Here is a 24,060-nt window from a genome sequence, read left to right as displayed (position 1 = left end):
GTACGACGCTGGCAACGTCACCGCTGTGCCGCGATGCGGTCCAACACCAACTCCGTCACCGTGGCGGCCGCGTCTGCGCGCGCCGGTGCGCGCGGATCGACCACCTCCACGTCGACGACGCAGTCGCCGGTGACACCGACGGCTCGCAACCCGGTGGGCGCTTGGGCACCGGCCGAGACATGCAGCACCGACGCCGCGACCACGCTGTCGTCGAACACGACATCGGTGACGCGGCTCAACTCGCCGCTGCCCGCCCCCGGCTGCTGGAACGCCACCGTCTGACCGGCGCAGCGCCGCCACCGCTCGGTGGTGGTGGCGAAGAAGTCCTGGGCCGCGGCCGCGCTGCCCATCTGCACGACACCGACATAGGCCGAGACCGGGGCGGCGTCGAACCCGCCGCCTGCCCAGGAGGCGCTGGCCACCGACAGCACCGGGCTGTCCCGATAGACAACCTGCTGAAGCCGGTACGGGGCGCCGGCGCAGTCCGCGGGCGTCACCTGCGCCTCGCCGACGCTGCGCAGCAGCGTGTCCTCACCACCTTCGACGGTCGGACCCATGAAGCCGTTCGGGCCGGTGCCCAGTGCGGCCGAGAGGTCGTCGGTGGTGGGAAGGAAACCGCCGAGCGGAATCGCCTGCGCCGGTTGTACGGCCGGCGCGATACGCACGGTCGGACGGTCGTCGACCGGCTGGGCCCCGCACCCTGCCAGCGCGAGACAGGCCGCGGCGGCCACCGCCACCCGACGTATCGGCATCCGGTCCTCCTGCCCGCTACCGCTGGCCGGCGTTGGCGACCATCGTGGGGATCATCCTGGCGGCATCGCCGCGGGCCCGCACGCCAGTTTCGAAAACTCTTACGACGGGGTTACCACGGGGACCCGCTACTTCTTCGGCTTGTCGGCCGTCGAATCCGTCGACAGCGCCGCGACGAAGGCCTCCTGCGGAACCTCCACCCGGCCGATGGTCTTCATCCGCTTCTTGCCTTCCTTCTGCTTCTCGAGCAGCTTGCGCTTGCGCGTGATGTCACCGCCGTAACACTTGGACAGCACGTCCTTGCGGATGGCGCGGATGTTCTCGCGGGCGATGATCTTCGAGCCGATCGCAGCCTGCACCGGCACCTCGTACTGCTGGCGCGGGATGAGCTCCTTGAGCTTGGTGGTCATCTTGTTTCCATACGCGAACGCCCCGTCCTTGTGGACGATCGCGCTGAACGCGTCCACCGGCTCGCCCTGCAACAAGATGTCGACCTTGACCAGCTGCGATTCCTGCTCACCGGCCTCCTCGTAGTCCAGGCTGGCGTAGCCGCGGGTGCGCGACTTCAACGAGTCGAAGAAGTCGAAGATGATCTCACCGAGCGGCAGCGTGTAGCGCAGTTCGACACGCTCCGTCGACAGGTAGTCCATGCCGCCCAACTCGCCGCGGCGCGACTGGCACAGCTCCATGATGGTGCCGATGAACTCGCTGGGAGCAATGATCGTGGTCTTGACCACCGGTTCGAACACGGTGCGGACCTTGCCCTCGGGCCAGTCCGACGGGTTGGTCACCGTCAGCTCGGTCTCGTCGTCCTTGATGACCCGATACACGACGTTGGGCGACGTCGAGATCAGGTCCAGGTCGAACTCGCGTTCCAGGCGCTCACGGGTGATCTCCATGTGCAACAGGCCCAGGAATCCGCAGCGGAATCCGAACCCCAACGCCACCGACGTCTCCGGCTCGTAGGTCAGCGCGGCATCGTTGAGCTGCAGCTTGTCCAGGGCCTCCCGCAGGTCGGGATAGTCCGAGCCGTCCACCGGATACAGACCCGAATACACCATCGGTTTGGGCTCGCGGTAGCCGGTCAGCGGCTGCGTGGCACCACCGCGGGCGGTGGTGACCGTGTCGCCGACCTTCGACTGCCGCACGTCTTTGACGCCGGTGATCAGATAGCCGACCTCGCCGACGCCGAGACCGTCGGACGCCTTGGGCTCCGGCGAGACGATTCCGACCTCGAGCAGTTCGTGGGTGGCGCCGGTCGACATCATCTTGATCCGCTCGCGCGGCACGATCTTGCCGTCGACGACGCGGATGTAGGTCACCACGCCGCGGTAGGTGTCGTAGACCGAATCGAAGATCATCGCCCGCGCCGGGGCGTCGGCGTCGCCGGTGGGCGCCGGGACCTGACGCACCACCTCGTCGAGCAACTCGGCGACCCCTTCGCCGGTCTTGCCGGACACCCGCAGCACATCCGTGGGCTCGCAGCCGATGATGTGGGCCAACTCGGCGGCGTACCGGTCCGGGTCGGCGGCGGGCAGGTCGATCTTGTTGAGCACCGGGATGATGGCCAGATCGCGATCCAGAGCGAGGTACAGGTTGGCCAGCGTCTGAGCCTCGATGCCCTGGGCTGCGTCGACCAGCAGCACCGCTCCTTCGCAGGCCTCCAGGGCGCGCGAGACCTCGTAGGTGAAGTCGACGTGTCCAGGCGTGTCGATGAGGTGCAGCACGTGCTGCTGCCCGTTGGCCTCCCACGGCAGGCGCACGTTCTGCGCCTTGATCGTGATGCCCCGCTCGCGTTCGATGTCCATGCGGTCGAGGTACTGCGCGCGCATCGACCGTTCGTCGACGACCCCGGTGAGCTGCAGCATCCGGTCGGCAAGTGTGGACTTGCCGTGGTCGATGTGAGCGATGATGCAGAAGTTCCGAATCTGCGCCGGCGCGGTGAAGGTCTTGTCGGCGAAACTGCTGATGGGAATCTCCTGGTGAGCGGGCGTCGGGACAGCCTGGGACGGCTCTACCAGAGTATCGAGCGCAGCCCCCGGCGACACAATCGAGCGTCCGCCGGGCGGCGGGGGAACCGCCCGGCGGCGGCCGCCGCCGCCGTCGTGTCACAGCGGCGCCCCTTATGCTTGGCCGGTATGGCGTCCTCGTCGTCGTATTTGAAGACGTTCCAGCGGTTCTTGATCAAGAGCACCGAGAACCTCGTGTTCAACGAAGCCCCGAAGCTCCTCCAGCAGGGACTGCGGATCGGCCTGGATGCCCTGGCCAACCAGCAGCCCGGGCCGGCCGCCGCCCTACCTGCCGGCCGGCCGGTGTCGAGCAACTTCGTTCCGACCGCGCACCGGGCCCGCCGCGTCGCCTACTCCCCCGACCTGGACGGCCGCGCCGATCCGGGCGAGATCGTGTGGACCTGGGTGGTCTACGAAGACGATCCCAGCCGCGGCAAGGACCGTCCGGTGCTGGTGGTGGGCCGCGACCGCAGCGTGTTGCTCGGGTTGATGCTGTCGAGCCAGGACCATCACCGCAACGACCCGAACTGGATCAGCATCGGCAGCGGAACCTGGGACTACGACGGCCGAGTCAGTTGGGTGCGGCTGGACCGGGTCCTCGACGTTCCCGAGGAAGGAATCCGGCGCGAGGGCGCCATTCTGGAGCGTGAGATCTTCGATCTGGTCGCAGCGCGGTTGCGCGCCGACTACTCGTGGAGCTGAACCGACCGTTCATCCGGCCGGCGGACGCCACATCTGCCACATGGTCGGGCCGCCGCCCGGAATCGTCAGCTCCCCGGTGACGTCGAAACCGAAGCGCATGTAATACGGCACGTTGGACTCCTTGGTGGACTCCAGGTAGCAGGGCGCGCCCTCGGCGTCACAGCGTCTCAACCGCGACTCCATCAATGCCTTTCCGAACCCCGCGCCGCGCACGAACGGGTCACTGCCGAGCACGGCCAGGTACCAGTGTGGCTCCTCCGGGTGATGCCGCTTCATCAGCTCGGAGATCGCCATCCCCCGCCCGGACCGGCGGCCCAGCGCCACCAACAGCCGCGGCATCATGCGCAACTCTTCGGCCTGGGTCTGCTTCCAGCGCCCGGGCGGATCCCACAGCGCCGCCCCGCCCATCTCGCCGACGCGCCGCGCCACCTGCACACCCCCGCCGGCCAGGAAATGATGCCGCGCCATGGCGGAGAACACCCGCGGCAATGCCCGAGCGCGGCGCTTGTCGTGAGGCTGCATCCACTCCATCACCGGATCGTCGAAGAACGCCCGGCCGAGTACCCGGGCCAGCGCCGGCACGTCCTGTTTACGCGCGAAGTGGACATCGATGCCGGCCGTCACCTCGTCAGCCCTGGGTGATGTAGGCCTGGAGTTGCTGCTGCTCGCGCTCCAGCTCCTCCATGCGGGTCTTCACCACGTCGCCGATGCTCACGATGCCGGTCAACCGGCCGTCCACGACGACCGGGACGTGGCGCACCCGATTGCGGGTCATCAGCGCGCTGAGACTGTCCACCGTGTCGTCCGGGCCGCACGTGGCCACCAGCGTGGTCATGATCTCCGAAACGGGACAGCGCAGCAGATCACCACCCACCTCATGGAGCTTGCGAACGATGTCGCGTTCGGAGACGATGCCGAGCACGCCGTCCGGCGACACCACCACCATCGCACCGATGTTGTGCACCGAAAGCTCGGTCAGCAGCCCCGCCACCGACGTCTCCGGGGTGATCGTGGCCACCGTCGCACCCTTGTTGCGCAACACGTCGGATATCCGCATGGCTCTCTCCGCCCGTCAGACTTCGCACCGTCAACTGTAGGCAATTCGCGCCCGCGAAATCGGCGTTTCCGGCACCCACACCGCGCGGAAACAGGGTTAGGTGAAAGCCATGATCGAAGTGACCCTGCTCGGCACCGGCAGCCCGATCCCCGACGCTCGGCGCGCGGGCCCGTCGACGCTCGTGCGCGCCGGCGACCAGACCTTCCTGGTGGACTGCGGGCGTGGAGTGTTGATGCGCACCGCGGCGTTGGGCATCGGCGCCAACGCCATCAGCGCGCTGCTGCTGACCCATCTGCACAGTGACCACATCGCCGACCTCGGTGACGTGCTGATCAGCCGATGGGTGTCCAACTTCGCCCCCAACCAGCCGCCGCTGCCGATCATCGGCCCGCCGGGCACCGCCGAGGTCGTCGAGAACACGCTCAAGGCGTTCGGCCCCGACATCGGGTACCGCATCGCCCACCACGCTGATCTGACGGCGCCTCCGCCTGTCGAAGTCGAGGAGGTCACCGACGGTGTGGTGTGGGGACGCGACGGCGTCGCGATCACCGTCGCTCCCACCGACCACCGGCCGGTCGCCCCCACCATCGGCTTCCGTGTCGAGCACAACGGCGCATCGGTGGTCCTCGCCGGTGACACGGTGCCATGCCCCACCCTCGACGCGCTGGCCGCCGGCGCGGGCGCTCTGGTTCACACCGTGATTCGCAAAGATCTCGTCGAAGCGATGCCGATGCAGCGCATCCGCGACATCTGCGACTACCACTCCACCGTCGAGCAGGCTGCCGACACCGCAGCCCGCGCCGGGGTGGGCATCCTGATCCTGACCCACTACGTCCCGCCGATCGCGCCGGGACAGGAAGACCAGTGGCGGGCGTTGGCGGCCACCGTGTTCGACCGCCAGATCGAGATCGGCGAGGACCTGCACCGGGTGGAGGTCCACCCCGGCGTGTGCGCCCGCCAGGGCTGACCCCCGGGTCCTACACCCGGGGTTCCCCGACGATCAGGCCAGCCTGGTGATCTCCACGACGACGTCCAGATCGGTGGACCCCTCACCGGAGTAGATACCTTTCAGCGGGGTCACGTCGGCGTAGTCGCGGCCGACCCCGACGCTGATGTACTGCTCGTTGATGTCGGTGTTGTTGGTCGGGTCGTAATGCCACCACTCGCCCGTCCAGGCCTGGATCCAGGCGTGGCTCTGCCCGTCGACGGTGTCGCCGACCTTGGCGTTGCGCTTGGGGTGCAGATACCCCGAGACGTACCTCGAGGGGATTCCCATGCCGCGCAACAGCATCAACGTCAAATGGGCGAAGTCCTGGCAGACTCCCTTGCCTTCACGCAGCGCGTCCACACCCGAGGTGTGCACGCCGGTGGTGCCCGGCACGTACTTGAGTTCGTCGCGCACCCAGCTCACCGCCTCGATGACGGCCTGCGCCGGTTCGTGATACTTCGCGATCCGGCGACCCACCCGCTCGATTCGCTTGCTCGCCGGCACGTAGTGGGTGGGAGCGAGCACCTCGTCGTACTTGTCGACGACCGCTTCGGTGTCGAGATCCTCCCAGCTGATGTCGATCTCGGAGTATTCCGGCTTCTCGGTTTCCACCACCGACGAGGCGATGACCTCGAGTTCGGTGTGCGGGGCGTGCAGATCGAACGACGTCACCGCCGTGCCCCAGTAGTCCACGTACCGGTACGACCTCGTTGCCGGCGCGGTTTCGACCCGGTTGAGGATGACGTTCTGGCGGTTGTCCGACCGCGGCGTCAGCCGCGCCTCGTTGAACGAGGCGGTGACGGGCGACTTGTAGGCATAACCCGTCGCGTGCACCACACGCATCCGCCACATCTCTAGATCTCCCCTTCTTCGATCACCAACGCGTTGCGACCGGCGTCGGTCCACGCCACCCACGGCGCGGAATGGAAGTACTGCAGCGCCAACGCCTCTCCGACGTCGAAACAGGTCTGCTGCAACCCGGCCAGGCGGGTCTCCAGCGAATCGAGGATCACGCCCGGCTGCAGGAACTCCAGCTCGCTGCGCGCGCGTCCGAGGAGTCGCTGAGCCTCGTCGGTCGCCCCCAGTCGACCGTGCGGACGGTTGAGCAGTTCGTCGAGGCTGTGCTCGGCCAACTTCAGGGAGTGGAAGATCGAGCGCGGGAAGAGCCGGTCGAGCAGCATGAATTCGACCACCCTGGCGGCGTCCAACGCTCCCCGGTACGTCCGCAGATACGTGTCGTGCGCACCGGCACAACGCAGTAGCGTCACCCACGCCGGGGACGACGCCGTGTCACCGACCCGCGACAACAGCAGACGCACCGTCATGTCCACCCGCTCGATGGCTCGACCCAGAACCATGAAGCGGTAGCCGTCGTCACGGCTGAGCGTCGAGTCCGCCAGCCCGGCGAACATCGCCGCGCGTCCTTCGACGAAGGACAAGAACTCGTGCGGGCCCAGTCGCTTGGCGGCGCGTTCGCGTTCAGGCAGCGCGTTGTACGTGGTGTTCAGACACTCCCAGATCTCACCGGACGTGACTTCCCTTGCCCCCCGGGCATTCTCACGAGCAGCGGAGATTGCCTCGACGATCGAGCAGCCGCCGTAGGTGTCCCGGCTGAACGCCACGATGTCGGTCAGTGACCACACGTCGAGTTCATCGTCGGGTGATTCGATGCCCAGCACCCGCAACAGCGTGCGGGAGGCCTGATCGGGATCGACGCTGGAATCCTCGAGCAGCTGATGCACCGTCACATCCAGAATGCGGGCGGTGTCATCGGCGCGTTCGACATAACGACCGATCCAGTAGAGCGACTCTGCGTTGCGTGCCAACATGGTCATCCACCCCCTCTACTGCTGTTGCTGCTGCCGCAGCTGGTTCTGCTGCTGCTGTTGCTGATTCGAGCTGCCCGAGCTCTCCGTCTTGCCGTTCTTGTTCGCCGCCTTCGGCGCCGTCTTGGCGGTTTTCGCCCCGCCCGACCTACCCGACGTCGGCAGTGCTCGCACCACCTCATCACCAGCCAGTTCCCGATCGGCGCCCGACGTGCGCGAGGCCAGCACCCAGGTGTCCTTCGATCCGCCGCCCTGGCTGGAGTTCACCACCAGCGAGCCCTCGGGCAACGCGACGCGGGTCAGCCCGCCCGGCAGCACCCACACGTCGTCGCCATCGTTGACGGCGAACGGGCGCAGGTCGACGTGGCGGGGGGCCAGGTGGTTGTCGACCTGGGTGGGGACCGTGGACAGCTGCATCACGGGCTGGGCGATCCAGCCGCGCGGATCGTTGATGATCTTCTTGGTGATCGTGGCCAGTTCCTTCTCCGACGCGTCGGGGCCGAAAACGATGCCGTAGCCACCGGAGCCCTCCACCGGCTTGATGACCAGTTCGTTGATGCGGTCGAGCACTTCCTCGCGTTCCTCGTCGAGCCAGCACCGGAACGTGTCGACGTTGGCCAGCAGCGGCTTCTCGCCCAGGTAGTACTCGATGATCGTCGGGACATAGGTGTAGACCAGCTTGTCGTCACCGACACCGTTGCCGACGGCGCTGGAGATCACCACATTGCCCGCGCGCGCGGCGTTGAGAATGCCGGCCACCCCGAGCACCGAATCGGGCTTGAACTGCATCGGGTCGAGGAAGTCGTCGTCGATGCGGCGATAGATCACGTCGACCTGACGCTCACCCTCGGTGGTGCGCATGTACACCGTGTTGTCACGGCAGAACAGGTCGCGGCCCTCGACCAGTTCGACGCCCATCTGGCGCGCCAGCAGCGAATGCTCGAAGTACGCCGAGTTGTACACGCCCGGGGTCAGCACGACGACCGTGGGATCGGCGACATTGTTGGCCGCGGCATTGCGCAGCGCCCGCAGCAGGTGCGACGAGTAGTCCCCGACCGCGCGCACCCGGTGGGTGGCGAACAGGTTGGGGAACACCCGCGCCATCGTGCGGCGGTTCTCCATGACGTAGGAGACTCCCGACGGGGAGCGCAGGTTGTCCTCGAGCACCCGGAAATTGCCCTGGTCGTCACGGATCAGGTCGATGCCCGCCACGTGGATGCGCACCCCGTTGGGCGGGGCGATTCCGACTGCTTCGCGATGGAAATGCTCACAGGAGGTGATCAGCCGACGCGGGATGACACCGTCACGCAGGATTTCCTGCTCGCCGTAGATGTCGTCGAGGTACATCTCCAGCGCTTGCACCCGCTGGCGGATCCCGCGCTCCAACCGGGTCCACTCCGCGGCCGAGATCACCCGCGGCACGAGGTCCAGCGGGAACGGGCGTTCCTGGCCGGACAGCGAGAACGTGATGCCCTGGTCGATGAAGGCGCGCCCCAGCGCCTCGGCCCGAGCCTCGAGTTCGGAGGCGTCCGACGGCGCCAGTTCGGAGTGAATGCCCTTGTAGGGGGCGCGGACGCTGCCCTGACCGTCGAACATCTCGTCGAAGGCCTGGTCGTACGAGCCGAGTTTGTTGTATCCACCGAAGACGCCATCGTGCCGCTTCACCGGTTTGGAGTTACTGCGTGCGATTCGTGCCGTCTCCGTCGCCAAGTGTCCTCTGCTCCTCCCTCGCGCTGCCCTGAACGCACAGACTGCCATGCTGCAACATTTCCGCCGTTTCGGCAGGCCACTAGGTCTCGCTTTGGGAGATTTCTGGCTCGCTGGTAACCTGAACAGTCGCTGCCCGCACCGGGCGCCCCCTGACTCAAGTAAACCCAGTCGAGATTTATGTAAGGAATACACGCGTGGCCAACATCAAGTCGCAGGAGAAGCGGATCCGCACCAACGAGCGCCGCCGTCTGCGCAACAAGTCGGTGAAGTCCTCACTTCACACGGCCGTGCGTGGGTTCCGTCAGGCCGTCGAGTCCGGCGACAAGGACAAGGCCGGCGAGCTGCTGGCCTCGACCAACCGCAAGCTCGACAAGGCCGCCAGCAAGGGTGTCATCCACCGCAACCAGGCGGCCAACCGCAAGTCGGCGCTGGCCCAGGCCTACAACAAGATCTAGGTCGTCGAGATCGTCGTCAAGGTCTAGGTCGTTTCGTCGGTCTCGACGAGCTTGCGGAGTCTGTCGATTCTGCGGTCCCACTGCCGCGACAGCTGGTCCAGATAGTCCACCACGTCGGAGAGCGTCGTGGTACGCACATTCCAGATCCGTTCCCGTCCGCGCTTGGAGCTGTCGACCACCCCTGTCGACTCGAGAAGTCGCAGATGTTTGGCGGCGGCCTGCCGAGTGGCTGGAATCGCCGCGGCGAGTGTCGACGTCGAGGACGGTCCGCCGGCACAGAGCCGGGCGACGATCCGTAGCCGGTTGGGATCTCCGAGCGCGTCGAAGATCCTGGCCGCGAGTGCCGGATCCGATTGGATGGTCACGCCCACCGGGCCTCCGTGACGTAGCGGGCCACCATCGTCAATTGCGCCGACCAGCCTTCGCTGTTGTCGTCGAACGCCGAGCTGCGTCTGTCGGGCGGCAGAGCGTCGAAACCCGACTCGACGATCCGTAGCAGAACACCGTCGTCGGTGTCGTCGAGCGTGAACTCGACCAGTGTGGTCAGGTCAGCGAACTCCGGGTCGGGTATCGGGTTCCACCGGAACGCGAACCGGCGAGGCGGTTCCATCGCGACGATGTGCAAGACACAGGGCACTCCCGCATACGGACGCTGTTGCTCCGCGATCTCGGGGTCGACCTCGGTAGGCGCCATCACGGCGTGCACCGTCTGACCGGCGACGAACGGGCCGTCCACCGACATTCCGAACCACCTGCCGAACTCGGCGGAATCGCTGATCGCCCGCCACACCCTCGGTAATGCGGCCCTCAGTGTGGCGCTCTTCTCGATGCGATCCGACGACATACGCAACCTCCTGGTTGCCAATCACGCTAAAGTCACGCGGAGCTAAGTGCAACCATTCGGTTGCACGTTTAGTTGCGGACGGAGACGCGCGACAGCCAACGAGCCGGGGCCGATCAGTCGCTCACAAGCTCGGTGCCGATCAGTCGCTCACAAGCTCGGTGCCGATCAGTCGCTCACAAGCTCCGTGCCGATCAGTCGCTCACAAGCTCCGTGCCGATCAGTCGCTCACGAGCTCCGCGACCCTCCGGACCGCGCTCTCCAGCGCATAGTCGGCATCAGCGGCCGCACCCTTGACGTCAGCGTTCAGCTGTGCCACCAGGCGGACCGCCTCGGCGACCGAATCCCGCGACCATCGGCGCGCCTGCTTCTGCGCTTTCTGCACCCGCCACGGTGGCATACCCAGTTCACCGGCCAACCGGTAGGCGTCACCGGACAGCGGGCCCACCCGGGCAATGGTGTGCACGGCCTCGGCGAGTGCGTCGGCGAGCACCACGTGCGGTTCGCCGCCGATCATCGCCCAGCGCAGCGCCTCGGCCGCTCCCGCCACGTCGCCGACCACGGCACGGTCAGCGATCTCGAAACCTTTCACCTCGGCGCGGCCCGAGTGATACCGGCGTACGGCTGCAGCGTCGACCTGGCCATCGGTGTCGGCGACCAGCTGCGAGCAGGCCGATGCCAACTCGCGGATGTCGGAGCCGATCGCTTCGATCACGGCGGCGACGGTGTCATCGCCGACCTTGACGCGCAGCGCACGAAACTCGTTGCGCACGAAGTCAGCTCGTTCTGTCGCCTTGGTGAGCCGAGCGCACGGGTGCACCTCGGCCCCCAGCTTCGTGAGCTTGTCGGCCAGCGCCTTGGCCCGCCCGCCCCCGGAGTGGACCACGACCAGCAGCGTGCCCGGCGGCAGATCCGCGGCGGCGGATTCGATGACCCCGACCGCCTCCTTACCGGCTTCGGCGGCTGATTCCAGCACGACCACGCGCTCATCGGCGAACAACGACGGGCTCAACAGCTCGGCGAGCTCACTGACGCTCACCTCCCCGGCCCGCAGGCGATCGACGGGGACGTCGGCCGTGCCCGCAGCTTCGCGCGCCTGCCGCAGCACCGCACCGACAGCACGCTCCACCAGCAGTTCCTCGTCGCCGAGGATCAGGTGCAGTCCGGTTACAGTGTCCGTCGCTGGGCTCACCGCACGATGGTGTCACGCCGCGGTGACACCGCCCAATGCCACGTCGCGGCAACCGCGGCTACCGCGATCGCAACGGTCACCACCCCGGGCACGCCCGACGGAACCGGCACCGCTGCAGCGGGCATCTCGGCGGCGTAGCGCGCCACGGTGAGCAGCCACCACACCGGCGGCTCGGTGCACCGGATCAGTAGCTGCGCCCCCGCCGGCCACAGCGGACACAAGGCCGCCGCCGCGGTACCGAGCACAGTGATGGGCGGTATGACCGGTGCCACGAGCAAGTTCGCCGCCACCCCCACCAGGCTCACCGATCCGGACAATCCCGCCACCAGCGGCGCGGTGACCAGCTGCGCCGACAGCGCCACACTGACCGCGTCGGCCAGTGGTCGTGGCCAGCCCCGCCCGCTCAACCGGCGCGACCACACCGGCGCCAACACCACCAGCGCGGCGGTCGCCGACACCGACAGCGCAAAACCGGCGTCGACGGCCAGTTCCGGCGCGGCGACCATGAGCCCCACGACGGTGGCCGCCAACGCGGGCAACACCTGACGCCGGCGTCGCGTCACGACCGCCAGCAGGGTGATTGCCGCCATCACCGCGGCCCGCAGCACGCTGGCCGACGGCTGGACCACGACCACGAAGCCGAGCAGCGCCACGGCGGCCAGCAGCACCGCGATCCGCGGACCCACCAGCGCCGCCGACAACAGCACCGCGCCGCACACGATCGTGACGTTGGCGCCCGACACGGCGGTCAGATGTGTCAGACCCGCGACCCGGAACTGGGCCGTGACCGAGGCGGGCACGGCCGACGTGTCTCCGAGCACCAACGCCGGCAGCACCGCGGCCTGGTCGGTGTCCAGCACCAGCCGCGCCGCCTGCGCGAACACGGCACGGATCCGGTGTGCGACCTGGTGCACCGGCGCCGGTTGGCCCCGCGTCGGGGGGCCTCGGGCGGCCAGCACCGCGACCGTCAGGTCACGTCTCGTCGGGGGACTGACACCGGTGCGGAACGCAGCGGGTTGACCGACCACCAGGTCCGCGTACCCCGATCCCGACGCGAACACCACGACCCGGCCACCAGATCGAGCGCCGTCCAGCTGCAGCAGCGTCGCGCGGAACATCGTCCGGCCACCGGTGAGGATTCGCGGGGTCTCCGTCGGGGCGACGATGACAGTGGTGGATCTGCCGAAGTACTGGGTCACCGGATGGGCTCGTACATGATCGGCCCGCAGACCCACTGCGACGGCGAAACCGAACCCCACCATCGTCACGGCTGCAGCGCCGGCGGCGACTGAGCGCAGGTCCGGATTCCTGCGGCGGTCCCGGCGCGCCGCCCACCACCCTGTTGTGGCGGTGATTCCCACCGCGGCAGCGGCCGCGAGAAGCGCACCGCGCCAGGACCAGCAGATACCCGAAGCAGTCACCGCCCAGCTCGTCAGCGCCGCCGGGACCAGCCGCAGATCGACGAGAGTCATCCCACGAGCACGAGGTCGCGCAGTTTGGCCAACCGGACCGGGCCGATGCCGTCGACCTCGCCGAGTTGATCGACGCTGGTGAAGCGGCCGTTGCTGTCGCGCCATGACACGATGGCCGCCGCGGTGACCGGACCGATGCCCGGCAGCGTGTCGAGCTGCTCCACCGTGGCCGTGTTCAGATCGACCGGCGCCGTCGGACCACCCGGCGCTGCCGATGCCGGCGGGCCCGCGGCGGCGGCGCCGGCAGCGCTGTCTGCGCCGGCGACGACCGAGCTGCCCATCTCGGTCGGCTGGCCCGGGAGCGCACCGATTCCGACCACGATCTGTTCACCGTCGGCGACCCTCCTGGCCATGTTCAGGCCGAGCATGTCGGCGCCGTCGAGAGCGCCGCCGGCTGCATCGAGCGCATCAGCGATGCGTGCGCCCGGCTCGAGGGTGACCAGACCCGGGGTGTGCACCAACCCGACGACACTGACCACGACGGGCTCGGCGGCTTCGGGCGCCGGCATCGCGGCCGCCGACGACGCCGGCTCCACGGGCGGCAGCTTGGCCGACACGACCGCCGGCGAACGGTCCCCCACCAGCGTCAGCACCGTCACCAGGACGGCGACCGCGCCGACCGCGCCGAGCGCCACGATGCCGGCGCGGCCCGGATCCGCCCGGATACGGGCCAGCCATGCCGCGGAACCCGCGGCGGGCGGCGAGTCCGGCAGCCACCGCGTCAGGGACGCATCGGGGTCGTCCTCGCCGTCGTCACCCACGGTGGCGTCGGAATCGTCGGCGCCCAAGCGCCGGCGCAAGCGATCGGCGGGCAGTTCGGTCGGCATGCCGCTGACGCTAGGTCCGGCGTGCGACCCCTACGCCGCGATACCTCGTCGCACTGCTCAACCTGGGGATGAACTCGGCTTTGGGGACGGCGGTGGCTAGCATTGCCGCATATGAACCGTCGAGCCCCGATGATCGCCGGTATCGCGTTCGCGGTGCTCTACGCGGCGGCGGTGGTGGTGCTGCATGCGCTGCCCGGATCCGACCCCGGTGTGCTGCGCGTGCAGGCGCTGCTGCTGATCTTCGCCGCCCTGGCGCTGGCAGTTCTGCTCGCCTTCGCCCGCGACCAGCTCGGCGGCCCGCCCGCGCACCTGTTCACGATCGGGTCGACGCTGCTGGTGGCACAGATGTGCGTGGCGATCTGGTTCACCGGCGGGGCGTCGCTCCGCCCGAACCAGGTGCCCGCCGAGACCGCCCTGGCCATCGAGGACGTCAGGTTCTTCTGGCTCCCGACCGCCACCATCGCCGCCATCTGCGTCGCAGTCCCGATCCTGTTGTGGGCCAACGAAGACCGCCTCCCGCGCTGGCTCGGCACCGGCGCCGCGATATTCACGGTCGAGCAGCTCATCGAAACCATCACGATCATCGGACCGCCCGGCAGCTTCATCTCCCCCGGCGGCCCGATGAACCACTATCTGGGCGGCACATTGACGGCCGCGTTCTTCCTGGGGCTCGGGATCGCCCTGTCCCAACAGGGCGACCGGTCCATCGAGCCCGCCACGTCGGCAGAACCCGGCACCGCCGACGGGCGTGCTGAACCCGAACCCGCCGACGCCGCCGCCGAACCGGAAGCCGCCACCGAACCCGTAGGAGAGCGATGACCCTGCCTCGATTGGTACCCCGCTCGACAACCGACCCGACAGCCGGGACCGACCTGCGGCACGAGGTACGTCGGTTCGTCGCCGACCAGCTGGCCGCCGGCGCGTTCACCCCGTCGATCGACGGGTGGTTGTGCGGATGGGACGAGAAGTTCACCGCGGCGCTGGCCGCACAGGGCTGGCTCGGCATGACGGTGCCGGTCGAATACGGCGGGCACGGCCGGTCGTTTCTGGACCGATTCGTCGTCACCGAGGAGCTGCTGGCCGCCGGCGCCCCGATGGCCGCGCACTGGTTCGCCGACCGCCAGGTGGTCCCGTCACTGCTGAAGTACGGCACCGAGAACCAGCGCAGGGAGTTCCTGCCCAAGATCGTCGCCGGCGAGTGTTTCTTCGCGATCGGGATGAGCGAACCCGATTCGGGCTCGGACCTGGCCAGCGTGCGCACCCGCGCCGAGCGTGTCGACGGTGGCTGGTCGCTGACCGGGACCAAGGTGTGGACCTCAGGGGCCCATCATGCGCACGCGTTCATCGCGCTGGCCCGCACCGCCGCGGTCGACCCGGCACACCGTCACGCCGGGCTGAGCCAGTTCATCGTCGATCTGCGCGGAGCGGGCGTCGAGATCCGGCCGATCATCTCGATGACCGGTGCCCACCACTTCAACGAGGTGATCCTCGACGGTGCGTTCGTCCCCGACGAGATGGTGTTCGGGGAGATCGGCGCAGGCTGGCAGCAGGTCACGTCGGAGCTGGCCTACGAACGCAGCGGCCCCGAGCGGGTGCTGTCGACGTTCGCCGTGCTCGACGCCTGCGCCGCACACGTAGCGGCTGGGCAGATTCCGCGCGATCCCGACCTCGGCCGGTTGGTGGCCCGGGTCGCGGGCCTGCACCAGATGTCTTCCGCGGTCGCCGGCGCCCTCGAACGACACGAACCCGCCGATGTCCCCGCCGCGGTCGTCAAGGTGCTCGGCACCACCACCGAAGGCGACATCGCCGAGTTCGCCCACCTCAACGACGACGGCACCGCCGGCGCGTCCTTCTCCGAGCTCGCCGCCGCGGCGGTCGATCAACGCCCCGGCTTCACGTTGCGCGGGGGCACGAACGAAGTGCTGCACGGTGTGATCGCACGGGGATTGGGACTGCGATGACGATGACCGACGTCGATCCGGCCCTGACGGACATGATGGATGCGGTGTTCGCCGAGTACGCCGCGTCGGAACGGCCGGCCGAGGTGGCGCTCGACGCCGACCTGTGGCGCCGGCTCGACGACCTCGGCCTGGTCCGGCTCACCGGTTCCGAGGAGTCCGGTGGGAGCGGGGCCGGTTGGCACGAGGCCGCCGAGCTGCTGTCCGCCGCCGTACGCCACGGGGTCCGAATCCCGTTGGCAGAGCATGACCTTCTGGCCTGTTGGCTGTTGCAGGCGGCGGGGTTGCCCACCGACGCCGCAGTGCGCACCGTGGCGGTGGTCGACGAGCGGGGCACGGCGACGGGTGTGCCGTGGGCGTCGCAGGCCCAGCGGATGGTCGTGGTGCACCCCACCGGCGACGGGCACGCTGTCTGCGATGTCAGTGCCGACCAGATGACGCTCACCGCCGGCGCCAACATGATCGGCGAACCGCGCGACACCGTCGCCGTCGACGTCGCCGCACTCGAGGGTGCGCCGATCTCCGAGGATCTGGTGTCGCACATGCGACTGAAGTCCGCGATGGTCCGCTCCATCCAGGTCTGCGCGGCCCTGGACCAGGCGTTGGCCTTGTGCATCGAGCATGCGACATCCCGCGAGCAGTTCGGCCGCCCGCTGGCGAAATTCCAAGCGGTGCAACACCTCATCTCCGACGTCGCCGGGGAGGCGGCACTGGCGCGTTCGGCGACCGAGGCGGCGCTGGCGGCCGCTGTCGGTGCGGACTGGGCCGGCGGGCACGTCGAATTCCTGGTGGCGTCCGCGCGCTCGTGCACCGGCCATGCCGCGTCGGTGGTGGTGCGCAACGCCCATCAGGTCCTCGGCGCGATCGGCACCACCCGCGAGCATCGGCTGCACGAGTACACCCGCGCCGCGCTGTCCTGGCGCGCAGAGTTCGGATCGGTGCGGTACTGGGACGACCAGGTCACCGACATGGCGGTACGCGCCGGCGCCGGCGGACTCTGGAGCCTGATCTGCCCCTGAGCTCGGCGCGCCACCACCTCAACGCACGACCACGTCAACGCGGGACCCCCTCAACGCAGGGCTGCCTCAACGCACGACGACGGTGCTCGGCACCCGTGGCGCGCCGAGCATCTGCCGGTGCGACGGCGGCGTGCGTCCACCGCTGTCGGTGATTCCGTAGCGGTCGGCCAGTTCGGCGCCGATCAGCGTCTGCCCGCTCAGCTCGACCAATGCCGGATCGCTGAACAGCGCGTCGATGACCCGGCCGGTGAACTCCGGCGTCTCGGCCTGCTCGGCGAAGCGTTCGAGCGCGTCGGGGTTGCCGTCGAACGCCGACCGGAGCTTGTCGGTCAACAGGATGCCCATCCAGATCGACACCGTCGCCACCGTGGTGTCACGGAAGTCCACTGCCATGTCGGCAGCCATCTTGTCGGCGCCTGCTTTCTGCGCGCCGTAGGCGGGGCCGTGCATGTAGCACACCGAGCCCGGCGACGAGGTGAACACGATCAGGCCGCGGGGCCGCTCGAGCAGCAGCGGTGCGGCGTGCCAGGCCGCGACGTAGGACGACCGCAAACCCACATCGAGAACGTCGGCCAGCTCGCGCGGTTTCTGCCAGAACGGCTTGGCCGACACCAGGTCGTCAGAGATGGCGGCGGCGTTGTTCACCAGTAGATCCAGCCGTCCGCGCTCGGCGGCGACGCGGTCGAACAGCCTGCCGACGGCGTCGTCGTCCCGGTGGTCGAGCTGAACTCCGGTCCCCCAGCCCTGGTCGTCGACGACGGTTCGACCCGTGCCGTACACCTGCCACCCGCGGTCGGCGAGTGCGGTCGCGATGCCCCGTCCGGCGCCGCGGCTGGCTCCGGTCACGACGGCAACCGGTGCGGTGTCACCCATCAGGCCACCATAGAGGCGGTAGCTTGATTCCATGCCGACAGACCGACAGTTACGCGTGATCCAGTGGACGACAGGCAACATCGGGCGACGCTCGCTGCACGCGATCATCGGACGCGACGACATGGAGCTCGTCGGCGTCTATGCCCACGGCGCGGACAAGGTGGGCGTGGACGCCGCCGAGCTGGCGGGGTGGCCGGAGCCGACCGGGATCACGGCGACCGACGACATCGACGCACTGATCTCGTTGCGTCCCGACGCGTGCTGTTACAACCCGTTGTGGCCCAGCATCGACGAACTGGTCGCGCTGCTGGAGTCCGGTGTCAACGTGTGTTCCTCGGCGGCCTGGATCACCGGCGGCAAGCAGTCACCCGAAGACCTCGGGCGGATCCGGAAAGCGTGTGAGAAGGGTGGTTCGACGATCTTCGGCAGCGGCGCGCACCCCGGCATGAGCAACCTGGTCGGCATGGTGGTCTCCGGTGCGTGCGAGCGGGTCGACGAGATCCGGATCACCGAATCGGTGGACTGCTCCACCTACGAGTCGGCGGGAACCCAGACCGCGATGGGGTTCTCCCAGGACCCCGGCACCCCCGGGCTGGCCGAGAGCGTGCGCCGCGAAAGCGAGGTGTTCGCCGAGTCGGCGGCGATGATGGCCGATGCCATCGGCGCAACCCTGGACCGGATCACCTTCGACGTCACCTTCACCGAGGCCACCGACGACAGCGATCTGGGGTTCATGCAGATCCCGAAGGGCACGGTCGCCGGAGTGCACGGCTACCACCGCGGCTGGGTGGGCGACCACAACATCGTCAGTGTCGGGTTCAACTGGATCATGGGCTACCACGTGACCCCGCCCAAGCCGCTCGAGCACGGACACGTCATCCAGGTGTTCGGGCTGCCCAACATGCGCACGGTGCTGCACTGCCTACCACCCAAGGACTGGACCGAGCCCGGCTTCATGGGGTTGGGCATGATCTACACGGCCATGCCGGTGACCAATGCGGTGCCCGCTGTGGTCGCCGCCCTGCCGGGGATCGTCACGCTGGCCGACCTGCCGCCCATCACCGGACGCTCGGCGGTGTGACCGGCCCGCTCAGCCGGGGATGTGCGTGGGCGGGTTGGCGAATTCTGGGTTGGGGTGGAGGCGCCCGGCGCTCATCACATCGCAGTGCCGCTCCGGCACCAGGTAGGAGCTGAACCCCCGCGGCACGTATTTGGCCACTGCGACGCAGCGCTGCCACGTCCCGTCCGCCTGCACCGGCCCGTCGCACTTGTTGATGACCCCGGGTGCGCCTCCGGGGAAGCAGCCCGCCCGAGCGTGTGGTGCTGCGGTGAACAGACCCGCGACGGCCATCAGCATCACGCTCAGTGCTGCGACGATGCAGTGCCTCATGGTCGTCTCCTGTCACCCGGGGTGGCGCTGACGCTACCGTCCGGGTAACCGGAAATTCGGCGTCTTGAACGTTCGACACCGTGACAATCGCGGCGAGTGCTCAGTGCTGGGCCGCCACGTGCACCGCGACGCCCACCGCCCCGGCTCCCACATGCACCGACAGCAGCGGACCCATGTCGGCGACCGTGAGCGAGGACAGCTGCGGCAGTCGGCGGGTCAGCGCCGCACCGAGTTCGTCGGCGGCGTCGTGGTTGTCGACGTGGTGGACGACGACGTCGGCGCCGTGGTCCCCCACCACCTCGGCGACCCGCTCGACCATCGCGGCATGGGCCTTGGTGACGGTACGGATGCGCTGGTCCAGCACCAGCCGCCCGTCGACGTCCAGACGCAACAGCGGTTTGAGCGACAATGCGGTGCCGAGCCAGGAGGCCGCGGTCTTGATCCGCCCGCTGCGGCGCAGGTTGTCCAGCCGGTGCACGACCAGGAAGACATGGGTGCGGGTCAACGCCGCCCGCGCGGCATCCTCGACGGTATCCAAGTCCGCACCGGCGGCAGCGCTGCGGGCGGCCGCCTTCGCGACGAACCCCACCCCCATCGCCGCCGACCGGGAGTTGACGACCCGCACCGCGGCACCGAATTCCCGCGACGCGCTGACCGCGGCGCTGTAGGTGCTCGACAGTGCCGACGACAGATGCACGGCGACCACCCCGTCGCCGCCGCTGTCGGCCAGCGCCTGACGGTAGGTCTCGGTCAGCTCGGCCGGAGTCGCCCCTGCGGTGGTGACCTTGGCCCGGTCGTGGATGTCGTAGGGAATCTCGTCGACACCGTCGCGCAGGTCCTGGTCCTCGACCAGCACGTGCAATGGGACTTCGCGGATGTTCCACTGTTTGCGTTCGTCGGCCCCCAACCGCGAGGACGAGTCGCTGACCACCACTACCGACATGGTCAGCCGCGCGAATCCGCCACGTGGACACCGGCTTCGGCGAGTCCTTTGACCATCAGCTCGGCCACTGCCTGATGCGCTTCGAAGTTCCAATGGATGCCGTCGGGGTTGCCGCGGCCGCCGAGCACGTGCTCGGCAACGGCGGCCTTGAGATCGACCAGCGGCACTCGGCGCTCGGCGGCCCACCGGGTGAGGGCCGCGACGGTGCCGGGGCGGCCGTGGTGGGCCCGGCCGTAGGTGTCGGCGATGTGCACCGACGGCAACGAGGCGACCATCGGTATTCCGGGTCGGTTGAAGTCGATTGCCGCCCTCGTCATTTCGAGGTACTCGACGGTCAGGTGCGGCGGCAGGGCGGCCCGGGCGACCGGAGACAGCCGGGGCTGTGCCCAGCCGTAGCCGTCGCGCACCCAGCGGCGCAGCCGCGGCGGCCGTACATAGCGGATCATCTCACGCAGTGCGGTCGGCAGGGGCGACGGCAGCGAATCCATTCCCGAGGTCGCGAAGACCACCGCGCCGGCGCTGGGCAGCGCCGCCCACGAGCGCGGGTCCTGGGTGGCGGCCCACCAGACGTCACGGCTGGTCCAGCCGATCCGGCCGATGAGCTCCAGCCGCCAACCCAGCTGGTCGGCCACGATGTTGGGCCAGATGCGCGGGTCGTCGGAGGGCAGCCCACCGGTGGGGCCGTAGTACGACAGCGAGTCACAGAAGACCAGCAGCGTCCTGGCGCGCTCAGAGCACATCGCTGGCGACCTGCGCCGAGGCGTTCCACACGTCCAGACGCCATCGGATGTCGTCGTAGGACGCCGGGTCCCCGTCGGCGCGGGTGTGCCCGGCCAGCTGTACCCAGCTCGCATTCCCCATGCCGCCGAGCACCGGCCAGTTGTCCACCGGCAGGCCCAGCAGCGCACCGGTCAGCGCGGCGATCAGCCCGCCGTGCGCCACCAGTACCACCGGCCGGTCGGGGTCCTCGACCCCCCAGCCCACTTGCTGCGCGACCAGCTCACGCACCAGCGGCACGCTGCGGTCGGCCACGTCGACGCGGCTCTCGCCGCCGTGCGGGGCCCATCGCGCATCGTCACGCCAGGCCAGCCTCGCCCCGGGCGAGACGTCGTCGACCTCCACGTGGGTCATGCCCTGCCAGTCGCCCAGATGGGTTTCCCGCAGCCGGGTGTCGATGCTGACGGGCTGGCCGCTGCGGTCGCCGAGGGCGACGGCGGTGTCGAGTGCGCGGCGCAGATCCGAGGAGACGATCAGCAACGGTTGTCGCTTGGCGAGCAGTTCGGCGGCCGCGTCGGCCTGCTGGCGACCGAGGTCGGTCAGGTCGGTGTCGATCTGGCCCTGCATGCGGCTGCCGGCGTTCCACTCGGTCTGCCCGTGGCGGAGCATGACGAGTCGACGGACCCTCATCCCCGGTCCTCCGTGGTGTCCGCAGCGCCGGCGGCCTCGTCGAGGTCCACCGGCACCGTCGGGCAGTCCCGCCACAGCCGGTCGAGCGCATAGAAGTTGCGCTCGTCCTGGTGCTGGATGTGGACGACGATGTCGACGTAGTCGAGCAGGGTCCAGCGTCCTTCCCGGGTGCCTTCGCGGCGCGCGGGTTTGTGCCCGGCCAGGCGCATCTTCTCTTCGACCTCGTCGACGATGGCGTTGACCTGGCGTTCGTTGGACGCCGAGGCGATGACGAAACAGTCGGTGATGACGAGCTCGTCGGAGACGTCGATGACGACGACGTCGTCGGCGAGCTTGGCGGCGGCCGCGCGGGCGGCGACGGTGGCCATGTCGAGGGCTTCAGCTGAGGCGGTCAGGGGCGATCTCCTTCGGTTTTGACGTAGAGGTTGCGTTTGGCGACGTACTGCACCACCCCGTCGGGGACGAGATACCAGATGGGCCTGGCCCGCTCGGCGCGGACCCGGCAGTCCGTCGACGAGATGGCCAGCGCGGGGACCTCGACGAGGTGCAGGGCGTCGTCCGGCAGTTCGGCCATCGCGGCCGAGATGTGCTTGCCGTCCAGTTCATAGCCGGGCCGGCTGACACCGATGAAACTGGCCAGGGCGAACAGCTCCTCCCAGTTCTGCCAGGACAGGATCGAGGCGAGCGCGTCGGCGCCGGTGATGAAGTACAGGTCGGCGTCGGGGTTGGCCCGGCGCAGGTCACGCAGCGTGTCCTTGGTGTAGGTCGGTCCGCCGCGGTCGATGTCGACCCGGCTGACGGAGAACCGGGGGTTGGACGCGGTGGCGATGACGGTCATCAGATAGCGGTCCTCGGCGGCGGTGACCGGTCGGCTGCGCTTCTGCCACGGTTGCCCGGTCGGTACGAACAGCACCTCGTCGAGGTCGAACAGGTCAGCGACCTCACTGGCCGCGACGAGGTGGCCGTTGTGGATGGGATCGAACGTCCCACCCATCACGCCCAGCCTTCTCTGCCGTCGGCCACCTGCCTGCACGACTAGCGAGCTTACGGGACCGAAAAGGGCGGAGCCGGACAGCTCAGACCGAGAACAGCGAGCCGATCGACTCGCAGACCTCGAATGCGACCCGGTCGGCGCGGTAGATGTCGCGGCCGTACTCCACGCACCGGCCGGTGACGTCCTCGGTGCGCCGGATCAGCAGAGTCCCGGCCGCCCCGGCGCGCACACCGAGCCGCATGCTGGTGGCGTCGTCCAGCACGATCGACTCGAGCACCGCTGTCGAGCGGGCGAGTTGCACGCCGTACCGCGACCGCAGCGCCTCCCACAGCGATCCCTGTTCGGACTCGTCGAGGATGCCCGGAGTCAGCTCGGCGGGCAGATAGGTGGTCTCCAGCGCGAACGGGACGTCGTCGACGGTTCTCAGTCGGTGGAACACGTGCACCCACGCGTCGTCGGTCAGTCCCATTGCGTGGCCGACCGCGGGAGTGACCTGCTGAAGGTCGGCACCCAGCTGTTGGGCGGCAGGTCGCCGCCCCATCCGGGCGACCTCTTCGGAGAAGCTGCCGATGTGGAACCGGACGCGGGGTTCGGCGACGAACGTGCCGCGCGGCGGATTGCGGTACACCAGCCCTTCGCTCTCCAGCAGGGCGAGGGCTTGTCGTGCGGTCATCCGGCTGACGCCGTGCAGTTCGGCGAGTTCACGTTCGGACGGCACCGCGGTGTGCGGAGCGAGCTGCTCGGTCGCGATCCGGTCCCGCACCTCGGCTGCGAGCAGCAGATACAACGGTGTGCCTGCGGGCATCTCTGCAGCGTAGCCGCGTGACCGACGAATAAACGGCAGCGTCAGCTGAAAAACAGCTGTGGGTTCAGACGGGCAGCAGAGCGTCGATGACCGATGCCAGCTGTTTGGCCGACCGGCATTCGTGCATCGTGATGACGTCTTCGTAGCGCGGGACCGCCGAGTCGCCGCTGCCCCACAGGTGGCGCGGTTCGGGATTGAGCCAATGCGCATGCCTGCTGGCGTTGACCATGTGTGAAAGCAACTCTGTTTCGGGGTTGCGGTAGTTGTTGCGGCCGTCCCCGAGTACCAGCAGCGAGCTGCGCGGCGAGAGCACGTTCGGGAAGTCGTTGAGAAACGACACGAACGCGTGCCCGTAGTCGGAGTGGCCGTCGCGGGTGTAGACCCCTGCCTCCCGAGTGATGCGCTGCACCGCGACCGCGAGGTCGGCGTCGGGGCCGAACAGCTCGGTGACCTCGTCGGTGGTGTCGATGAAGGCGAAGATCCGCACCCGGGAGAACTGCTGGCGCAGCGCATGCACCAGCAACAGGGTGAAATGGCTGAACCCGGCGACCGAGCCGGACACGTCGCACAGCACGACCAGTTCCGGGCGGGCCGGGTGGGGTTTCTTCAGCACGACGTCGATCGGCACCCCGCCGGTGGACATCGACTTGCGCAGCGTCTTGCGCAGATCGATCTCCCCGGCCCGGGAGCGGCGCCGCCGGGCGGCCAGCCGGGTGGCCAAGGTGCGGGCCAGCGGTGCCACCACGCGGCGCATCTGGCGGAGTTGTTCGCCGGAGGCACGCAGGAACTCGACGTTCTCGGCCAGTTGAGGGACACCGTAGGTCTGGACGGGTTCGCGGCCC

The 24,060-nt window shown here is 68.7% G+C and carries 28 protein-coding genes; 7 read left to right on the top strand and 21 right to left on the bottom strand.

Annotation, left to right across the window (positions count from 1 at the left end):
- Positions 1–17: 17 nt before the first annotated feature.
- Positions 18–752, bottom strand: a complete 735-nt coding sequence (locus tag J3476_RS26085) for a sensor domain-containing protein (RefSeq protein WP_207069184.1) — start codon at positions 750–752, stop codon at positions 18–20.
- A gap of 126 nt (positions 753–878) precedes the next feature.
- Complete coding sequence (gene lepA, locus J3476_RS26080; protein WP_373889123.1) at positions 879–2,798, bottom strand: translation elongation factor 4; 1,920 nt, start codon at positions 2,796–2,798, stop codon at positions 879–881.
- Positions 2,799–2,888: 90 nt separating this feature from the next.
- On the opposite strand from lepA, the gene J3476_RS26075 reads away from it, so the two are divergent.
- On the top strand, positions 2,889–3,461 hold the full coding sequence (locus J3476_RS26075; protein WP_207069183.1) for a type II toxin-antitoxin system PemK/MazF family toxin: 573 nt from the start codon (positions 2,889–2,891) through the stop codon (positions 3,459–3,461).
- A 9-nt stretch (positions 3,462–3,470) separates the two neighbouring features.
- Here J3476_RS26075 and J3476_RS26070 read toward each other — a convergent pair whose 3' ends face one another.
- Both J3476_RS26070 and J3476_RS26065 read right to left on the bottom strand, forming a co-directional pair.
- Positions 3,471–4,085 carry a GNAT family N-acetyltransferase gene (locus tag J3476_RS26070; protein ID WP_286183798.1) on the bottom strand — a complete coding sequence of 205 codons (615 nt, stop codon included), beginning with the start codon at positions 4,083–4,085 and terminating at the stop codon, positions 3,471–3,473.
- A gap of 4 nt (positions 4,086–4,089) precedes the next feature.
- Positions 4,090–4,518, bottom strand: a complete 429-nt coding sequence (locus J3476_RS26065; protein WP_207069182.1) for a CBS domain-containing protein — start codon at positions 4,516–4,518, stop codon at positions 4,090–4,092.
- A 109-nt stretch (positions 4,519–4,627) separates the two neighbouring features.
- Between J3476_RS26065 and J3476_RS26060 the strand changes: the two genes are divergently transcribed.
- Positions 4,628–5,485, top strand: coding sequence for a ribonuclease Z (locus tag J3476_RS26060; protein ID WP_207069181.1), 858 nt, complete (start codon positions 4,628–4,630; stop codon positions 5,483–5,485).
- 33 nt (positions 5,486–5,518) lie between these two features.
- Here J3476_RS26060 and J3476_RS26055 read toward each other — a convergent pair whose 3' ends face one another.
- From J3476_RS26055 to J3476_RS26045, 3 genes are read right to left on the bottom strand one after another with little or no spacing between them, the layout of a single operon-like run.
- Positions 5,519–6,358, bottom strand: a complete 840-nt coding sequence (locus J3476_RS26055; protein WP_207069180.1) for a transglutaminase family protein — start codon at positions 6,356–6,358, stop codon at positions 5,519–5,521.
- A 2-nt stretch (positions 6,359–6,360) separates the two neighbouring features.
- Complete coding sequence (locus J3476_RS26050) at positions 6,361–7,335, bottom strand: alpha-E domain-containing protein (RefSeq protein ID WP_207069204.1); 975 nt, start codon at positions 7,333–7,335, stop codon at positions 6,361–6,363.
- A gap of 15 nt (positions 7,336–7,350) precedes the next feature.
- Positions 7,351–9,090 (bottom strand): circularly permuted type 2 ATP-grasp protein, encoded by a 1,740-nt coding sequence (locus tag J3476_RS26045; RefSeq protein WP_286183797.1) that lies wholly within the window; start codon positions 9,088–9,090, stop codon positions 7,351–7,353.
- A gap of 146 nt (positions 9,091–9,236) precedes the next feature.
- Between J3476_RS26045 and rpsT the strand changes: the two genes are divergently transcribed.
- Entirely contained in the window at positions 9,237–9,497 is a 261-nt protein-coding gene (gene rpsT / locus J3476_RS26040; protein ID WP_207069178.1) for a 30S ribosomal protein S20, read from the top strand.
- A gap of 23 nt (positions 9,498–9,520) precedes the next feature.
- Here the strand turns inward: rpsT and J3476_RS26035 are convergent, their stop codons facing one another.
- The 5 genes from J3476_RS26035 to J3476_RS26015 form a co-directional block, all read right to left on the bottom strand.
- Entirely contained in the window at positions 9,521–9,856 is a 336-nt protein-coding gene (locus J3476_RS26035; protein ID WP_207069203.1) for a metalloregulator ArsR/SmtB family transcription factor, read from the bottom strand.
- A gap of 2 nt (positions 9,857–9,858) precedes the next feature.
- Positions 9,859–10,341, bottom strand: a complete 483-nt coding sequence (locus J3476_RS26030) for an SRPBCC family protein (RefSeq protein ID WP_207069177.1) — start codon at positions 10,339–10,341, stop codon at positions 9,859–9,861.
- Positions 10,342–10,558: 217 nt separating this feature from the next.
- Positions 10,559–11,500 carry a DNA polymerase III subunit delta gene (gene holA, locus J3476_RS26025; RefSeq protein ID WP_207069202.1) on the bottom strand — a complete coding sequence of 314 codons (942 nt, stop codon included), beginning with the start codon at positions 11,498–11,500 and terminating at the stop codon, positions 10,559–10,561.
- Positions 11,501–11,526: 26 nt separating this feature from the next.
- Positions 11,527–13,002 carry a ComEC/Rec2 family competence protein gene (locus tag J3476_RS26020; RefSeq protein WP_207069176.1) on the bottom strand — a complete coding sequence of 492 codons (1,476 nt, stop codon included), beginning with the start codon at positions 13,000–13,002 and terminating at the stop codon, positions 11,527–11,529.
- Positions 12,999–13,829, bottom strand: coding sequence for a helix-hairpin-helix domain-containing protein (locus J3476_RS26015; protein WP_207069175.1), 831 nt, complete (start codon positions 13,827–13,829; stop codon positions 12,999–13,001). The genes J3476_RS26020 and J3476_RS26015 overlap by 4 nt, the downstream gene beginning before the upstream one ends.
- Before the next feature lie 111 nt (positions 13,830–13,940).
- Here J3476_RS26015 and J3476_RS26010 point away from each other — a divergent pair, with 111 nt between their 5' ends.
- The 3 genes from J3476_RS26010 to J3476_RS26000 are packed head-to-tail and all read left to right on the top strand — an operon-like array spanning position 13,941 to position 16,806.
- Positions 13,941–14,648 (top strand): hypothetical protein, encoded by a 708-nt coding sequence (locus J3476_RS26010; RefSeq protein ID WP_286183796.1) that lies wholly within the window; start codon positions 13,941–13,943, stop codon positions 14,646–14,648.
- Positions 14,645–15,790 carry an acyl-CoA dehydrogenase family protein gene (locus tag J3476_RS26005; protein ID WP_207069174.1) on the top strand — a complete coding sequence of 382 codons (1,146 nt, stop codon included), beginning with the start codon at positions 14,645–14,647 and terminating at the stop codon, positions 15,788–15,790. Before J3476_RS26010 ends, J3476_RS26005 begins: the two co-directional genes overlap by 4 nt.
- Complete coding sequence (locus tag J3476_RS26000) at positions 15,787–16,806, top strand: acyl-CoA dehydrogenase family protein (protein WP_207069173.1); 1,020 nt, start codon at positions 15,787–15,789, stop codon at positions 16,804–16,806. Before J3476_RS26005 ends, J3476_RS26000 begins: the two co-directional genes overlap by 4 nt.
- Before the next feature lie 66 nt (positions 16,807–16,872).
- Here the strand turns inward: J3476_RS26000 and J3476_RS25995 are convergent, their stop codons facing one another.
- Positions 16,873–17,679 carry an SDR family NAD(P)-dependent oxidoreductase gene (locus J3476_RS25995; protein ID WP_207069172.1) on the bottom strand — a complete coding sequence of 269 codons (807 nt, stop codon included), beginning with the start codon at positions 17,677–17,679 and terminating at the stop codon, positions 16,873–16,875.
- A gap of 31 nt (positions 17,680–17,710) precedes the next feature.
- Between J3476_RS25995 and J3476_RS25990 the strand changes: the two genes are divergently transcribed.
- On the top strand, positions 17,711–18,760 hold the full coding sequence (locus J3476_RS25990; protein WP_207069171.1) for a dihydrodipicolinate reductase: 1,050 nt from the start codon (positions 17,711–17,713) through the stop codon (positions 18,758–18,760).
- Positions 18,761–18,769: 9 nt separating this feature from the next.
- Here the strand turns inward: J3476_RS25990 and J3476_RS25985 are convergent, their stop codons facing one another.
- The 8 genes from J3476_RS25985 to J3476_RS25950 all read right to left on the bottom strand — a co-directional run.
- Positions 18,770–19,069, bottom strand: a complete 300-nt coding sequence (locus J3476_RS25985; RefSeq protein ID WP_207069170.1) for a hypothetical protein — start codon at positions 19,067–19,069, stop codon at positions 18,770–18,772.
- A 100-nt stretch (positions 19,070–19,169) separates the two neighbouring features.
- Positions 19,170–20,012: a DegV family protein gene (locus J3476_RS25980; RefSeq protein WP_207069169.1), complete on the bottom strand. Its 843-nt coding sequence runs from the start codon at positions 20,010–20,012 to the stop codon at positions 19,170–19,172.
- A gap of 2 nt (positions 20,013–20,014) precedes the next feature.
- Complete coding sequence (octT, locus tag J3476_RS25975) at positions 20,015–20,752, bottom strand: diglucosylglycerate octanoyltransferase (RefSeq protein ID WP_207069168.1); 738 nt, start codon at positions 20,750–20,752, stop codon at positions 20,015–20,017.
- Positions 20,742–21,419: a glucosyl-3-phosphoglycerate phosphatase gene (gpgP, locus tag J3476_RS25970; protein ID WP_207069167.1), complete on the bottom strand. Its 678-nt coding sequence runs from the start codon at positions 21,417–21,419 to the stop codon at positions 20,742–20,744. Before gpgP ends, octT begins: the two co-directional genes overlap by 11 nt.
- Entirely contained in the window at positions 21,416–21,814 is a 399-nt protein-coding gene (rsfS, locus tag J3476_RS25965) for a ribosome silencing factor (protein WP_207069201.1), read from the bottom strand. Before rsfS ends, gpgP begins: the two co-directional genes overlap by 4 nt.
- Positions 21,811–22,422: a nicotinate-nucleotide adenylyltransferase gene (gene nadD, locus J3476_RS25960; RefSeq protein WP_255728387.1), complete on the bottom strand. Its 612-nt coding sequence runs from the start codon at positions 22,420–22,422 to the stop codon at positions 21,811–21,813. Before nadD ends, rsfS begins: the two co-directional genes overlap by 4 nt.
- A 73-nt stretch (positions 22,423–22,495) precedes the next feature.
- Positions 22,496–23,218: a GntR family transcriptional regulator gene (locus J3476_RS25955; protein WP_207069165.1), complete on the bottom strand. Its 723-nt coding sequence runs from the start codon at positions 23,216–23,218 to the stop codon at positions 22,496–22,498.
- Between the two features lie 64 nt (positions 23,219–23,282).
- A partial coding sequence (locus J3476_RS25950) for a VWA domain-containing protein (protein WP_207069164.1) occupies positions 23,283–24,060 on the bottom strand: 778 nt, incomplete at its 5' end.

Origin of the sequence: Mycobacterium sp. PO1, assembly GCF_017312405.1 — a bacterium.
Classification (GTDB): Bacteria; Actinomycetota; Actinomycetes; order Mycobacteriales; family Mycobacteriaceae; genus Mycobacterium.
The sequence above is the reverse complement of the archived record's forward strand: the minus strand, read 5'-3'. Positions and strand labels throughout refer to the sequence as shown.

What these genes read in the sequence shown, in the direction of transcription:
- J3476_RS26085 (WP_207069184.1), bottom strand. Translation starts at nt 752, where the DNA reads ATGCCGATACGTCGGGTGGCGGTGGCCGCCGCGGCCTGTCTCGCGCTG.
- J3476_RS26075 (WP_207069183.1), top strand. Translation starts at nt 2,889, where the DNA reads ATGGCGTCCTCGTCGTCGTATTTGAAGACGTTCCAGCGGTTCTTGATC.
- J3476_RS26065 (WP_207069182.1), bottom strand. Translation starts at nt 4,518, where the DNA reads ATGCGGATATCCGACGTGTTGCGCAACAAGGGTGCGACGGTGGCCACG.
- J3476_RS26060 (WP_207069181.1), top strand. Translation starts at nt 4,628, where the DNA reads ATGATCGAAGTGACCCTGCTCGGCACCGGCAGCCCGATCCCCGACGCT.
- J3476_RS26055 (WP_207069180.1), bottom strand. Translation starts at nt 6,358, where the DNA reads ATGTGGCGGATGCGTGTGGTGCACGCGACGGGTTATGCCTACAAGTCG.
- J3476_RS26050 (WP_207069204.1), bottom strand. Translation starts at nt 7,335, where the DNA reads ATGTTGGCACGCAACGCAGAGTCGCTCTACTGGATCGGTCGTTATGTC.
- J3476_RS26045 (WP_286183797.1), bottom strand. Translation starts at nt 9,090, where the DNA reads ATGGCAGTCTGTGCGTTCAGGGCAGCGCGAGGGAGGAGCAGAGGACAC.
- J3476_RS26030 (WP_207069177.1), bottom strand. Translation starts at nt 10,341, where the DNA reads ATGTCGTCGGATCGCATCGAGAAGAGCGCCACACTGAGGGCCGCATTA.
- J3476_RS26020 (WP_207069176.1), bottom strand. Translation starts at nt 13,002, where the DNA reads ATGACTCTCGTCGATCTGCGGCTGGTCCCGGCGGCGCTGACGAGCTGG.
- J3476_RS26015 (WP_207069175.1), bottom strand. Translation starts at nt 13,829, where the DNA reads ATGCCGACCGAACTGCCCGCCGATCGCTTGCGCCGGCGCTTGGGCGCC.
- J3476_RS26010 (WP_286183796.1), top strand. Translation starts at nt 13,941, where the DNA reads ATGAACCGTCGAGCCCCGATGATCGCCGGTATCGCGTTCGCGGTGCTC.
- J3476_RS26005 (WP_207069174.1), top strand. Translation starts at nt 14,645, where the DNA reads ATGACCCTGCCTCGATTGGTACCCCGCTCGACAACCGACCCGACAGCC.
- J3476_RS26000 (WP_207069173.1), top strand. Translation starts at nt 15,787, where the DNA reads ATGACGATGACCGACGTCGATCCGGCCCTGACGGACATGATGGATGCG.
- J3476_RS25995 (WP_207069172.1), bottom strand. Translation starts at nt 17,679, where the DNA reads ATGGGTGACACCGCACCGGTTGCCGTCGTGACCGGAGCCAGCCGCGGC.
- J3476_RS25990 (WP_207069171.1), top strand. Translation starts at nt 17,711, where the DNA reads ATGCCGACAGACCGACAGTTACGCGTGATCCAGTGGACGACAGGCAAC.
- J3476_RS25985 (WP_207069170.1), bottom strand. Translation starts at nt 19,069, where the DNA reads ATGAGGCACTGCATCGTCGCAGCACTGAGCGTGATGCTGATGGCCGTC.
- J3476_RS25980 (WP_207069169.1), bottom strand. Translation starts at nt 20,012, where the DNA reads ATGTCGGTAGTGGTGGTCAGCGACTCGTCCTCGCGGTTGGGGGCCGAC.
- octT (WP_207069168.1), bottom strand. Translation starts at nt 20,752, where the DNA reads ATGTGCTCTGAGCGCGCCAGGACGCTGCTGGTCTTCTGTGACTCGCTG.
- gpgP (WP_207069167.1), bottom strand. Translation starts at nt 21,419, where the DNA reads ATGAGGGTCCGTCGACTCGTCATGCTCCGCCACGGGCAGACCGAGTGG.
- J3476_RS25955 (WP_207069165.1), bottom strand. Translation starts at nt 23,218, where the DNA reads ATGCCCGCAGGCACACCGTTGTATCTGCTGCTCGCAGCCGAGGTGCGG.